Source organism: Denitratimonas organivorans, assembly GCF_037478135.1.
Classification (GTDB): Bacteria; Pseudomonadota; Gammaproteobacteria; order Xanthomonadales; family Xanthomonadaceae; genus Denitratimonas.
Window position 1 is genome coordinate 1 of the sequence record NZ_JBBHDV010000024.1, and the last position, 11,956, is coordinate 11,956.

Annotated in this window: 14 protein-coding genes and 1 pseudogene; 9 read left to right on the forward strand and 6 right to left on the reverse strand. The window is 67.1% G+C overall.

Annotated elements, in window-relative coordinates:
- Nucleotides 1-69: 69 nt before the first annotated feature.
- The 5 genes from WDB66_RS15055 to WDB66_RS15075 all read right to left on the reverse strand — a co-directional run bounded on the left by WDB66_RS15055 (nt 70) and on the right by WDB66_RS15075 (nt 3,553).
- Complete coding sequence (locus WDB66_RS15055; RefSeq protein WP_339399422.1) at nt 70-159, reverse strand: HPr family phosphocarrier protein; 90 nt, start codon at nt 157-159, stop codon at nt 70-72.
- Nucleotides 152-544 (reverse strand): PTS sugar transporter subunit IIA, encoded by a 393-nt coding sequence (locus tag WDB66_RS15060; RefSeq protein ID WP_339399434.1) that lies wholly within the window; start codon nt 542-544, stop codon nt 152-154. The genes WDB66_RS15055 and WDB66_RS15060 overlap by 8 nt, the downstream gene beginning before the upstream one ends.
- Nucleotides 545-648: 104 nt before the next feature.
- Complete coding sequence (locus WDB66_RS15065; protein WP_339399423.1) at nt 649-1,308, reverse strand: ChrR family anti-sigma-E factor; 660 nt, start codon at nt 1,306-1,308, stop codon at nt 649-651.
- Nucleotides 1,305-1,943, reverse strand: a complete 639-nt coding sequence (locus WDB66_RS15070; protein WP_339399424.1) for a sigma-70 family RNA polymerase sigma factor — start codon at nt 1,941-1,943, stop codon at nt 1,305-1,307. Before WDB66_RS15070 ends, WDB66_RS15065 begins: the two co-directional genes overlap by 4 nt.
- Nucleotides 1,944-2,113: 170 nt before the next feature.
- Nucleotides 2,114-3,553, reverse strand: a complete 1,440-nt coding sequence (locus tag WDB66_RS15075; RefSeq protein WP_339399425.1) for a cryptochrome/photolyase family protein — start codon at nt 3,551-3,553, stop codon at nt 2,114-2,116.
- A 117-nt stretch (nt 3,554-3,670) separates the two neighbouring features.
- Between WDB66_RS15075 and WDB66_RS15080 the strand changes: the two genes are divergently transcribed.
- The 8 genes from WDB66_RS15080 to WDB66_RS15115 all read left to right on the forward strand — a co-directional run bounded on the left by WDB66_RS15080 (nt 3,671) and on the right by WDB66_RS15115 (nt 11,302).
- Nucleotides 3,671-4,438, forward strand: a complete 768-nt coding sequence (locus WDB66_RS15080; RefSeq protein ID WP_339399426.1) for a hypothetical protein — start codon at nt 3,671-3,673, stop codon at nt 4,436-4,438.
- Between the two features lie 132 nt (nt 4,439-4,570).
- A complete protein-coding gene (locus WDB66_RS15085; RefSeq protein WP_339399427.1) occupies nt 4,571-5,485 on the forward strand; it encodes an acyl-CoA desaturase in 915 nt (304 codons plus the stop codon).
- The gene (locus WDB66_RS15090) at nt 5,482-6,765 is read left to right on the forward strand and encodes an NAD(P)/FAD-dependent oxidoreductase (RefSeq protein ID WP_339399428.1); all 1,284 of its coding nucleotides are present in this window, start codon (nt 5,482-5,484) and stop codon (nt 6,763-6,765) included. The genes WDB66_RS15085 and WDB66_RS15090 overlap by 4 nt, the downstream gene beginning before the upstream one ends.
- A gap of 41 nt (nt 6,766-6,806) precedes the next feature.
- Nucleotides 6,807-7,586 (forward strand): DUF1365 domain-containing protein, encoded by a 780-nt coding sequence (locus WDB66_RS15095; protein WP_339399435.1) that lies wholly within the window; start codon nt 6,807-6,809, stop codon nt 7,584-7,586.
- Nucleotides 7,583-8,866 (forward strand): class I SAM-dependent methyltransferase, encoded by a 1,284-nt coding sequence (locus tag WDB66_RS15100; RefSeq protein ID WP_339399429.1) that lies wholly within the window; start codon nt 7,583-7,585, stop codon nt 8,864-8,866. The genes WDB66_RS15095 and WDB66_RS15100 overlap by 4 nt, the downstream gene beginning before the upstream one ends.
- Nucleotides 8,863-9,645, forward strand: a complete 783-nt coding sequence (locus tag WDB66_RS15105) for a DUF1295 domain-containing protein (protein ID WP_339399430.1) — start codon at nt 8,863-8,865, stop codon at nt 9,643-9,645. The genes WDB66_RS15100 and WDB66_RS15105 overlap by 4 nt, the downstream gene beginning before the upstream one ends.
- Nucleotides 9,642-10,742: an SAM-dependent methyltransferase gene (locus tag WDB66_RS15110; RefSeq protein ID WP_339399431.1), complete on the forward strand. Its 1,101-nt coding sequence runs from the start codon at nt 9,642-9,644 to the stop codon at nt 10,740-10,742. Before WDB66_RS15105 ends, WDB66_RS15110 begins: the two co-directional genes overlap by 4 nt.
- A complete protein-coding gene (locus WDB66_RS15115) occupies nt 10,739-11,302 on the forward strand; it encodes a lipocalin family protein (RefSeq protein ID WP_339399432.1) in 564 nt (187 codons plus the stop codon). The genes WDB66_RS15110 and WDB66_RS15115 overlap by 4 nt, the downstream gene beginning before the upstream one ends.
- 3 nt (nt 11,303-11,305) lie before the next feature.
- On the opposite strand, the pseudogene WDB66_RS15120 reads toward WDB66_RS15115, so the two are convergent.
- Nucleotides 11,306-11,485: pseudogene (locus tag WDB66_RS15120) on the reverse strand (threonine synthase); the annotation flags it as partial.
- Here WDB66_RS15120 and WDB66_RS15125 point away from each other — a divergent pair.
- Nucleotides 11,436-11,956 (forward strand): efflux RND transporter permease subunit (locus WDB66_RS15125; protein ID WP_339399433.1); only part of this gene is annotated, 521 nt, incomplete at its 3' end. The pseudogene WDB66_RS15120 and the gene WDB66_RS15125 overlap by 50 nt on opposite strands.

Below are 11,956 nucleotides of genomic sequence, written 5' to 3' on the forward strand. Positions count from 1 at the left end.
GTGCCCAAAACGGGGCTTGCGCGACCGCCGCCTACCCAGCAGACTGCCCGAAAAGGGCGTTTGAACTTCCTATACGCCAGCCAGCAGGTTGACCACCTTGGCGGCGGCACGTGCGTGCAGGCCGAGCGTGTTGACGATGGAAAGTTCGCGCTCACGCATGGTCGAGGATGACTCCGGTTTTGCCGCCTGCCACGGCGGTGCGGGCAAGTTCATCGAGGGGAAGTTCAGGGTAATTGCAGACCCGCAACAGCATCGGCAGATTCAAGCCGGAGACACGCCGCGCCGGGGTGCCCAGTTGGGTCAGGCGCGCCGCCAGATTGCTTGGCGAGGCACCGTACAGATCGGTGAGGATAAGCACGCCATCACCCTGATCCACACGCCGCATCGCGCTGCTGGCGACCGGCAGGCTGGCCTCCACATCGGCATCAAAATCCAGCTCAAAATGCCCCAATGGCACAGGTACGCGCCCGAGCAGGCGCTCCAGCAGTCCGGCGTAATGCGAGGCCGCGCCGGGGTGGGCGACAAGGAGAAGTCCGACATTCATTGCAGCAGTGTAGCGAATGGATGTGACGGCGGGCAGCGGGTGCTTGATGGGCTTGCGTGAGCGGGGGGCGCGTTCTTCCACGCGCGAGGGGCCGGCCAGCGAGATCAGAGCCGGAACAAGGGCTGCAGCATCCGCGCCAGCCAGCTGGAAAAGCGCAGCGGCGCGTCGGTCGCCGCCACGCAGATGCAGGGCACGCCCGGGGCGGTGACGGGCTGGTGTTCGATGTCGCAATCCAGGTCGGCCACGTCGCCGGGAGCGAAGTGGCCGAGCGTGTCGTCGTAGGCACCTTGCAGGATCATGGTCAGTTCGTTCTGGCCGTGGCTGTGCATCGGGATGCTGCGTCCGGCCGCGCTGCGCAGCAGGATCAGGTCGCTGTCCTGCACTTGGGCGGCGCGGATCACCTGCACGCCGGGGCCGATCGCACGCCAGCGCAGGCGACTGTAGCGCTCGCCGAAATACGGATGCAGGGCCGCGGGCAGCAGGTCCGGATCGTGCCGGACGGGTGCGGGGCGCGGGGGGGAGGGCAGGGACGATGGTTCAGTCTGCAAGCGGGCGAGCATGTTCTGGCGTGCGGCGTCGGGCAGCGGTTCGCCTTCCTGCTGGCGCAGCAACTGGCCCCCGATGCCCTCGGCCAGGCGCAGGTGCCGGCGGCATTCGCGGCAGATGTCCAGGTGCGCGCGCGCGACCACGGCGAATCCCGTCGGCAGTGCGCCGCAGGCGTAGCCGATCAGGGTGGAATGGTCCAGGTGATGATGCGGGTTCATCGGGACGGCTCCGGATCATTGACCAGGGCGGTCTTGAGCTTCTCGAAGGCGCGGCGCAGGGTGGATTTGACCGTGCCCAGCGGCAGGCGAAGTTCGGCGGCGATTTCGCTGTGACTCCTGGATTCCAGGTACGACATGCGGATCATCCGCGCCGCCTCCGCGGGCAGCATGTCGATGGCACGGGCCAGGGTGGCGTGGTCGGCGCGGGCATCGGGGCCGTCTTCGTCGTCGCGGCCGATCTCCATGAGTTCGATGTCGTCATCGGCAGGTTGCCAGCCGCCCTGGCGTCGGTTGGCGTCGATGTGCAGGTTGCGTGCGATGCGGAACAGCCAGGTGGACAGCCCGGCCAACGCCGGATCGAAGGTGGCGGCATTGCGCCAGGCACGCAGCATGGCCTCCTGCACCAGTTCCTCGGCCTGGGCCGCCGGCAGTTTCAGGCCAAGCAGGTACCGATGCAGCCGGGGCGCGAAGTGGTCGTAGATACCCATGAAGCCGTCCGCATTCTGCGTTGCGGCCACCCTGGCCATCTGGGCGGACCAGAAGGCGTCGTCGTCGTGCCGTGATGGACGTGGTCGGTTCACACGGTTCAGCGCCTGGAGCGACGCGATTTTTCCGCTGCTGTGGGTGAGTCGCATGATAGGTCGTGGCGATGGCGGGCCGATAGGGAAGGTCTGAACAAGTCGTCATCCCAGCGAAAGCTGGGATCCAGCTCTTGCTCAACTCATTGAAAAAAATGGATTCCAGCTTTCGCTGGAATGACGGGAAAGGACTTGTTCAGATGATCCATAGCCGCCCATGTCGGTATCTACGCAGGGGAGGGCCGATCGGATGCATCCGAGGACGCGGTGTGTCGGGCGCGGGTGCGTTCCAGGGCATCCAGCGCGGCCTGGCGGCTGGATGCCAGGTCCACGATGGGGGGCGGATAGTCGCGCGGAGGCGTTCCTCCGGTCCATGGGGCATGGCGGTGTGCCGGGGGCAGCGCCGCCAGTTCCGGCACCCAGCGCGCGATGTAGTCGCCCTGCGGATCGAACTTCTGCGCCTGCAGCACCGGATTGAATACGCGGTAGTAGGGCGCGGCATCGGCACCGGTGCCGGCCACCCATTGCCAGCCGAGCGAGTTGTTGGCCAGGCTGGCATCCAGCAGCGTGTCCCAGAACCAGCGCGCGCCATGCCGCCAGTGCAGGCGCAGGTTCTTGGTCAGCAGGCTGGCCACGATCATGCGCACGCGGTTGTGCATCCAGCCGGTGTGCCACAACTCGCGCATGCCGGCATCGACGATGGGGATGCCGGTGCGGCCCTGCTGCCAGGCCGCCAGTTGATCCGGTGCCGGTTGCATCCAGGGGAAATCATCGAAGCGCGGGTTGAAGTTGGTTTCGGGCGTATGTGGGAAGTGGTGCAGCAGGTGGTGGGCGAATTCGCGCCAGCCCAGTTCGCGCAGGTAGGCGTCACGGTCCGCCACGGCGGGGTTGTTTTCGAGGTGATGCACGACGCGCCAGGGTGCGATCTCGCCGAAATGCAGGTGCGGCGACAGGCGCGAGGTGCCGGGAGTATCCGGCCGGTCGCGCTGGTGGTGGTAGCCGTCCAGCGCGTGGGCCGAAAAGCGCGCCAGTGCGGCGTGCGCGCCCTGTTCGCCCGGGGTCCAACGCGACCAGAAACCGGCGTCCCAGGGCAGGCTTGGTGAAAGTTGCAGCGCGTCTATCGTGAGCACGCCGGGAATCGCCGGCGGTGCGGGCAGGCGTGCGGGTGCCTGGGTACAGGCGGGCAGTCGCCAGTGCGCCAGTGCGGTGCGCCAGAAGGGGGTGAAGACGCGGTAGGGATCGCCGCTCTTGGTCTCCACCTGCCAGGGTTCGAACAGCAGCGCGCCGTTGTGGCTCTGCGCTTGCACGCCGAGGTGTTGCAGGCTGCGCTTGACGATCGTGTCGCGCGCCTCGATGGCCGGTTCGTAGCGCCGGTTCCAGAACACGGCTCGTGCGCCTGTCTGCGCCTGTATCGCCCGCAAGGTATCCAGCGACGGGCCGCGAAACAGGTGCAGGCGCGAGCCGCGTGTTTCCAGGTCGGCGGCCAGTGCCTTCAGCGAGCGGTGACGCCAAGTATCGGATGCGGCACCCGGCGCCCAGTCGCCTTCTTCCTCCGGCGCATGGATGTACACCGGTACCGGCACCAGATCGGCCCGCAGCGCCGCGTGCAGGGCGGGATTGTCGGCCAGGCGCAGATCGTTTCGGAACCAGACCAGGGCGTGGGTCATCGTGGGAACGGCTCGTTGCAAGGGTGGCGAACTTTACGCGGCATGGCGCGTGGTGGATGCATCCGATGGCGTTCGATGCGCGTAACGGCAGGCAGCATTCTGTCCGGAGCCATCCATTTGATCGTCGCACGCGCTTTTTTCGTCCTGCTCGGATGCGCCGGGGCCGCCGTCGCGTCGGCGCAGCCCCAGGTCGGGCTGGCGTATCCGCTGGAGGGTGGGGCGCTGCTCTACCGCGAGGAACACTGGCGCCTGGAGATCGACGGCATCGCGACCCGCATCGTGTTGTACCGCTGCCCGGATGGCCTGCCTTTCGCACGCAAAAAGGTGCGGGAAACCGCCGCTGCGGCGTCGCCGGATTTCGAGTTGCTGGATGCGCGCGATGGTTACCGCGAAGGAGTGCGCGGCGTGGCGGGCGGACGCGAGGCGTTCTGGCAGGCCGATGCCGATGCCATTGTCATGGCGCAGGCGTCCGTGCCCGACGCAGGTACGGTGATCGATGCCGGCTTCGATGCCTATGTCCGCACGCACTGGGATGATCTTCTTGCCGGCTCACGGCACCAGGCCAGGTTCCTGTTGCCCAGTGCGTTGCGCCAGTTTCCGGTGCGGTTGCGTCAGCATGGTGAGGGTGCGGGCGTGGGCGAAATCGGGTTCCAGATGCGGCTGGATGCCTGGTACGGGTTCGCCGCGCCGCAGACCCGCGTGTTCTACCGTGAATCCGATCGCCGCCTGCTGCGCTTCGAGGGAACCGGCAGCATTCGCGATGCGCGCGGCAGGCATCGGCCGGTGCGGATCGTGTTTGCGCAGGAGCTGCACGAACAGGCCGCATCGCGGCAGCAGGCGCTGGATGCATTGCAGGTGCCGCTGGACGGGCGTTGTCGTACCTGAGCCGGATGCGCGGTCAGCGCGAAAGAATCCGCCCGGCACCTGCATCCAATTCCCGCACGCCTGCGTAAGCACTGCAACGATCAAGGCGGAAGGCGGGCGATGACGGAGGAGCGGAAAATGGCGGCAAGCGGCATGTTTGCCTCGATACGGCACTGGTTCGATACCCAATCCGATCCGATCAAGGCCGGAAACGGCGACGATACCCGCATCGACTGGCTGCGCGCGATGCCCTTCATCGTGCTGCACCTGGGCTGCCTGGGCGTTTTCGTGGTCGGCGTTTCTCCGGTGGCGCTGGCGACGGCGGTGGTGTTGTACGCGCTGCGCATGTTCGCGCTGACCGGGTTCTACCACCGTTATTTTTCCCATCGCACGTTCCGTACCTCGCGCACGATGCAGTTCGTCTTCGCGCTGGTCGGTGCCTCCTGTGTGCAGCGCGGGCCACTTTGGTGGGCGGCGCATCATCGCCACCATCATCGTCATGCCGACACCCCAGGCGATCCGCATTCGCCCCGGGTGCGCGGTCTGCTGTGGAGTCACATGGGCTGGTTCCTCACGCCGGCAGGCTTCCGTACCGATCTATCGCGCGTGCAAGATCTGGCCCGCTTCCCGGAACTGCGCTGGCTGGATCGCTACGACACCGCGGTACCGCTGGCACTGGCGGCGGCACTGTTCGGGCTGGGCGCGCTGCTGGAGCACATCGCGCCGCAACTGGGCACCGATGGGCCGCAGATGCTGGTGTGGGGGTTCTTCGTCTCCACCGTGGCGCTGTTCCACGCCACGGTCACGATCAATTCGCTGTCGCATCGCTACGGCACGCGCCGCTTCGATACCGCCGACGACAGCCGCAACAACCTCTGGCTGGCGCTGCTCACCTTCGGAGAGGGCTGGCACAACAACCATCATTTCTACCCGACCTCGACCCGCCAGGGTTTCTTCTGGTGGGAGATCGACCTGACCTACTGCGGGCTGCGCGCGATGGCGTGGCTGGGCCTGGTGCGCGACCTGAAGCCGGTGCCGGCCCGGGTGCTGGAAAGGGCGCGGCCATGAGCCTGCGCATTGCCATCGTCGGATCGGGCATCGCCGGGTTGGCCTGCGCCTGGCTGCTGTCGCAACGGTACCAGGTGACGTTGTTCGAGGCCGACGATCGCCTGGGTGGGCATACCCACACCCACGACATCGAACTGTCTGGCCGTCGCCATGCCGTGGATACCGGCTTCATCGTGCACAACCGGCCGCACTATCCGTTGTTGTCGAGGATGTTCGACGAACTGGGCGTGGCCACCGCACCCACGACGATGAGCTTTTCGGTACACAGCGCGGCCAGCGGGCTGGAATACAACGCCACCTCGCTCGATGCCCTGTTCTGCCAGCGCCGCAATCTGGTCTCGCCGCGTTTCCTCGGCATGGTGAGGGATATCTTCCGTTTCTATCGCATCGCCCCGCGGCTGCTGGAGGGCGATGGACCGGGGCCAACGCTGGGCGAGTATCTGGAACGCCATCGCTTCGGTGCCGTCTTCCGCGACGAGCATCTGGTGCCGATGGCCTCGGCGCTGTGGTCTTCGCCCTCATGGCAGGTACTGGAATTTCCGGCGCGCTATCTGGTGCAGTTCATGCACAACCACCGGATGTTGCAGGCCGGCGGGCGTCCGCCGTGGCGAGTGGTGGCGGGCGGCTCGGCACGGTACGTCCAAGCCCTGCAAAGGAACTGGAACGCGACGGTGCGCCTGTCCACGCCGGTGCGTGCGGTGCATCGCCACGCGCAGGGTGTGACCGTGCACACCGATGGTGCGAACGAGCCGTTCGACCATGCCGTGCTGGCCTGCCACAGCGATCAGGCCCTGGCCCTGCTGGCCGACGCGGATGCGCGCGAAACCGACATCCTCGGTGCCATCCTGTATCAGGACAACGACGTGGTGCTGCACACCGATGCGCGCGTCCTGCCTCGCAACCGCAAGGCCTGGGCCGCATGGAACGCGCACGTGCCGCGCGATCCGGCCGATGCCTGCACCGTCAGCTACTGCATGAACCTGTTGCAGGGGCTGGATGCGGCCGAGCCGCTGGTGGTGACGCTGAACCGCACTGGTGCCATCGACCCGGCCCGCATCCTGCGGCGCATGCACTACCGGCATCCGGTCTACAGCGCCGCATCGGTCGCGGCGCAGGCGCGGCGGGCACAGATCCAGGGCCAGCGCCGCACCTGGTTCGCCGGTGCCTATTGGGGCTGGGGCTTCCACGAGGACGGCATGCGCAGCGCCGTGGACGTGGCGCAGGCGCTGGGCGTGGCGTGGCCGGCCGCGTCCGTGGCGATGGAGGGCGCACAGCCATGAATGCGGCGGCGATGGTCCGTGCCGATGGAAACGATGCGCCGATCCTGCACAGCGCGATCTATTCGGGCATCGTGGTGCATCGTCGCCACGCACCGCGCGCGCATGCCTTCCGCTACCGCATGGCGCAGTTGTACCTGGATCTGGACGAGATCGACCGGGTTTTTGCCGAACGCTGGCTCTGGTCCAGCACGGGCCGCAATGTGGCCGAGTTCCGCCGCAGCGACTACCTCGGTCCGGCGCAGGTGCCGTTGGCCGAAGCGGTGCGGGATCGGGTGGAGCGCAGCATCGGATACCGCCCCGCCGGGCCGATCCGGTTGCTGACGCATCTGCGCTATTTCGGCTACGTGTTCAATCCGGTGAGCTTCTACTACTGCCATGCCGCCGATGGCGAAACCCTCGATTGCATCGTGGCCGAGATCACCAACACGCCCTGGCGCGAACGCCACGCCTATGTGCTGCCAATGGAGCAGGCGCAGCGACGTGGTTCGGTCCTGCACTGGGCGTTTTCCAAGGGCTTCCACGTTTCGCCGTTCATGGCTATGGAACGCGATTACCGCTGGGCGTTCACCCCGCCGGGCGAGCGATTGCGCGTCCACATGCAGGTGCAGGACAAGGGTCGGCGCGAGTTCGACGCCACGTTGTCGCTGCATCGCCAGCCGTTGACCGCCGCCAACCTGGCCGGCGTGCTGTGGCGCTATCCGGCCATGACGGCACAGGTCATCGTGGCCATCCACTGGCAGGCGCTGCGTCTGTGGTTCAAGCGCACGCCGTTCCATCCCCATCCCGATACCCCTTCCGATTCCCCGCGAGGTTCCGCATGAGCGATCTGGCCGATACCCCCGTCCTTCCGTCACTGCGCTACGGCGCGTTCGACAGGTTCCTTCGGGCGCGCCTGCTGCAACGGATGGCGGGCTTGCAGGGTGCCGGCCTGCGGCTATCGGATGCGCTGGGCGAGGTGACATTGGGGGTGCCGGATGCGAAGGAAGCCGCCGTGCATGTCGAAGTGTGCGACCCCGGGTTCTACCATGCCGTAGCCGGCAACGGCAGCGTGGGGGCGGCCGAGGCCTACATGGATGGGCTGTGGCGATGCAGCGATCTGGTCGGGCTGGTGCGATTGCTGGTGCGCAACCGCGACCTGCTCGACGGCATGGAAAGCGGCAGCGCGCGGTTGGGCGGCTGGGCGATGCGCGCGCTGCATGCGCTGCGCGGCAACAGCCGCAGCGGCGCGCGACGCAACATCGCGGCCCATTACGACCTGGGCAATGCCTTCTTCTCGCTGTTCCTGTCCGAGGACCTGATGTACTCCTCGGCCCTGTTCGAGCATCCGGACGACACGCTGGAACAGGCTTCCACGCGCAAGCTCGATGTCATCTGCCGCAAGCTCCAGTTGCAGCCTGGCGATCGGGTGGTGGAAATCGGCAGCGGCTGGGGCGGCTTCGCGCTGCATGCCGCGCGCCATTACGGCTGCCACGTCACCACCGCCACGATCTCGCGCGAGCAGCATGCGCTGGCCTGTGAGCGGGTGGTGCAGGCGGGTTTGCAAGATCACGTCACGGTGTTGCTGGAGGACTACCGCGACCTTGCCGGGCAATTCGACAAGCTGGTGTCCATCGAGATGATCGAGGCTGTCGGTGCGCCGTACCTGGATGGCTATTTCGCCAAGATCGGCCAGTTGCTCAAGCCCGATGGCCTGGCGCTGTTGCAGGCCATCACCATCGAGGACCACCGCTACGCGCAGGCGCTGCGCTCGGTGGATTTCATCAAGCGCCACGTGTTCCCCGGATCGTTCATTCCTTCCATCCAGGCCATGCTCGCGGCCAAGACCCGGTCCACCGATCTGGCATTGCTGCACCTGGCCGATTTCGGCGGCTGCTATGCACGCACCCTGCACGCGTGGCGCGAGCGTTTCCTCGCGCGGTTGCCGCAGGTGCGTGCACAGGGTTTCGACGAACGTTTCATCCGCATGTGGGAGTTCTACCTGGCCTATTGCGAGGGCGGCTTTCGCGAGCGCTCCATCGGCGTGGCGCACTTGCTGTTCGCCAAGCCGGGGCGGCGCGAAGCGGGCTTTGTGGCCGATGCCGGCGTACGGATCAGCGCATGAACGTCGGAATCGCCCTGTTGTCGGTGTGGTTGCTGGCGGCATTGATGCAGGCCGGCGGCTGGACCTGGCAGCAGCGGCAGCGCAATGCCGGCATCGTCGATGCGCTCTGGGCCGGAGGCGTGGGCATGGCCGCGGTGCTGATGGCCGTGCTGGGCGATGGCGCGCTCTGGTCGCGCATCACGCTGGCGGTGCTGGGTGGAGCCTGGAGCCTGCGTCTGGCCATTCACCTGTGGCGGCGGATGGGGAGCGAAGGCGAGGATGGCCGCTATGCGCACCTGCGCACGCTCTGGGGCGATGCGGGCGGGCGCTGGTTCGCCTTCTTCCAGGCCCAGGCGCTGCTGGTGCTGCTGTTCGCACTGCCGTTCCTGGCGGTGGCGCGCAATCCGCAGGATGGGCCGACGCCGTGGTGGATGGCCGGTGTGCTGGTCTGGCTGGGCAGCGTGGCCGGTGAGGCCGTTGCCGATGCGCAACTGGCGCGCTTCCGGCGCGACCCGCGCAACCGTGGCCGGGTCTGCCGTGTCGGGTGGTGGCGCTATTCGCGCCATCCCAACTATTTCTTTGAATGGCTGCACTGGTTCGCCTACGCGCTGCTGGCAGTGGGTTCGCCGCTGGCGTGGCTGGCCTGGAGCGGGCCGGTGCTGATGTTCGTGTTCCTGCGCTGGCTGAGCGGGATTCCGTTCACCGAGATGCAGGCCCTGCGCACGCGCGGCCAGGACTATCACCACTACCAGCGCACGACGCCGATGTTCTTCCCCTGGTTCCCGAGGAAATCTCCATGAGTACCGCCAACGACCTGCCGGCACACACGCTGGACGCCTTGCCCATCGACCGCGCCGCGCCCGGCCTGCTCGGCCTGGCCGAGCGCGGCCTGGTACCCGATGCCCTGTTGCGCCTGGGCATCCGACGCCTGTGCGCGCAGCGCCTGCGCGAAGAGGCGGGCGGCGGCATCGAGGCGCAGTCCGCTCGCTTCCTGCGGCAGTTGGCGGCATTGCGCGACAGTCCGGTGGCGATCCACCCCGATGCGGCCAACCGACAGCATTACGAGCTGCCGCCGGCTTTTTTCCAGCAGTGTCTCGGCCCAAGGCTGAAGTATTCCTGCTGCCTCTACCCGAACGGCGACGAAACCCTGGCGCAGGCTGAGGAGGCGATGCTGGCGCTGTATGGCGAGCGCGCCGGGCTGGCCGATGGCCAGGACATCCTCGAACTGGGCTGCGGCTGGGGATCGCTGACGCTGTGGATGGCGCAGCGCTACCCGAATGCGCACATCACGGCGGTATCCAACTCCCGCCCGCAACGCGAGTTCATCCTGTCGCGCTGTGCCGAACGCGGCCTTCGCAACGTACGCGTGCTGACCTGCGACGTGAATCGGCTGGAACTGGAGGCGGAGCGTTTCGACCGCTGCGTGTCGATCGAGATGTTCGAGCACGTGCGCAACTACGAGACGCTGCTCTCGCGCATCGCCGGCTGGTTGCGTCCGCAGGGGCAACTGTTCGTGCACATCTTCTGCCACCGCACCCTGCTGTATCCGTTCGAAACCGCTGGCGACGACAACTGGATGGGCCGGCATTTCTTCACCGGAGGCCTGATGCCCTCGGCCGACACGCTGGCGTTCTTCCAGCGCGACCTGGCGCTGGAGGAACGTTGGCTGCTGGATGGCCGCCACTACCAGCGCACCGCCAACCACTGGTTGCAACGCCAGGACGCGAGCCGCGATGCGCTGATGCAGGTGCTGATACCGGCCTACGGCGCGACGGCGGCGCTGTGGTTCCAGCGCTGGCGCATGTTCTGGATGGCCTGCGCCGAGCTGTTCGGCTATGCCGGCGGGCAGCAGTGGTTGGTGGCGCACTACCGTTTCGCCAAGGCGGGTGGGCGATGAGCCGGCTCGTGGCGATCACCGGCATGGCCGTGGCCGCGCTTGCCGGCTGTGCGCATCAGCCGCCGACGGTGACGCCGGTGGCGCATGTCGATATCGAGCGCTACATGGGCGATTGGTACGTCATCGCGCATGTGCCCAGCCGTGCCGAGCGCGAGGCGTTCAATGCAGTGGAAAGCTATGCGCTCGATGCCAAGGGCCGGGTGCAGACCACCTTCCGTTTCCGCGAAGGCGGTTTCGATGCGCCACTGGAAACCATGCGTCCGGTGGGTTTCGTGCGGCCCAGCACCGGCAATGCGGTCTGGGGCATGCGTTTCGTCTGGCCGGTCAAGGCCGAGTTCGTGATCGTGCATCTGGATGCGGACTATCGCGCCACCATCGTGGCGCGCAGCAAGCGCGATTACGCCTGGATCATGGCGCGCACGCCGCAGATCGATGACGTCGAGTACGAGGCGCTGGTGCAGGCCCTGGTGGACATCGGCTATGCGCGCGAGTCGGTGCGAAAGGTGCCCCAGCAGTGGCCGGAAGTGCGCAACGACCGGCCGCCGCTGCCGCCGCGCTGAGTCTTACTCGCGCCGCAGTTCGGCGACGAAGGCGTCGTAATCGGCGGGGACCGGGTCGGCGTGAGCCGGGCGCTGCAACAGTTCGGCCAGCGCCGGCGGCGGCGCCACATGGGCGCCGACGAGGGGCTCGACGATGCTCTCGAACTTGGCGGGATGCGCGGTGGCGGCAACGGCCCAGCTGCCATCCAGTGCGAGGCTGGTGCGGGGCCGCGGCTACCTGCGCGGTATCGAGGATATCGAGAGCCTGGTTCTGCGCGCCGAAGGGGGCGCACCGGTGCTGATCGGCGACGTCGCCCGGGTCGAACTGGTACCCGATGAGCGCCGTGGCATCGTCGACCTGGACGGCGAAGGCGACGTTGTGGGCGGGATCGTCATTGCGCGCTTCGGCGAAAACGCCCTGGCCGTGATCGGGGGGGTGAAGGACAAGATCGCCCAGCTTGCGAGTGGACTCCCCGAGGGCGTCAGCGTCCAGGCGGTCTACGACCGCTCCGATCTCATCGTGCGCGCGATCAAGACGCTACGCACGACGCTGCTCGAGGAGAGCCTGATCGTCGCACTGGTGTGCCTGGTATTCCTGTTCCATGCCCGCAGCGCGCTGGTCGCGATCGTCATGCTGCCGGTCGGCGTTCTGATCGCGGTGATCGCCATGCGTGC

Excerpts from the sequence above, each read along its gene's own strand:
- WDB66_RS15065 (WP_339399423.1), bottom strand. The coding sequence starts at position 1,308 with ATGAACCCGCATCATCACCTGGACCATTCCACCCTGATCGGCTACGCC.
- WDB66_RS15090 (WP_339399428.1), top strand. The coding sequence starts at position 5,482 with ATGAGCCTGCGCATTGCCATCGTCGGATCGGGCATCGCCGGGTTGGCC.
- WDB66_RS15115 (WP_339399432.1), top strand. The coding sequence starts at position 10,739 with ATGAGCCGGCTCGTGGCGATCACCGGCATGGCCGTGGCCGCGCTTGCC.
- WDB66_RS15085 (WP_339399427.1), top strand. The coding sequence starts at position 4,571 with ATGTTTGCCTCGATACGGCACTGGTTCGATACCCAATCCGATCCGATC.
- WDB66_RS15110 (WP_339399431.1), top strand. The coding sequence starts at position 9,642 with ATGAGTACCGCCAACGACCTGCCGGCACACACGCTGGACGCCTTGCCC.
- WDB66_RS15100 (WP_339399429.1), top strand. The coding sequence starts at position 7,583 with ATGAGCGATCTGGCCGATACCCCCGTCCTTCCGTCACTGCGCTACGGC.
- WDB66_RS15105 (WP_339399430.1), top strand. The coding sequence starts at position 8,863 with ATGAACGTCGGAATCGCCCTGTTGTCGGTGTGGTTGCTGGCGGCATTG.
- WDB66_RS15055 (WP_339399422.1), bottom strand. The coding sequence starts at position 159 with ATGCGTGAGCGCGAACTTTCCATCGTCAACACGCTCGGCCTGCACGCA.
- WDB66_RS15060 (WP_339399434.1), bottom strand. The coding sequence starts at position 544 with ATGAATGTCGGACTTCTCCTTGTCGCCCACCCCGGCGCGGCCTCGCAT.
- WDB66_RS15070 (WP_339399424.1), bottom strand. The coding sequence starts at position 1,943 with ATGCGACTCACCCACAGCAGCGGAAAAATCGCGTCGCTCCAGGCGCTG.
- WDB66_RS15075 (WP_339399425.1), bottom strand. The coding sequence starts at position 3,553 with ATGACCCACGCCCTGGTCTGGTTCCGAAACGATCTGCGCCTGGCCGAC.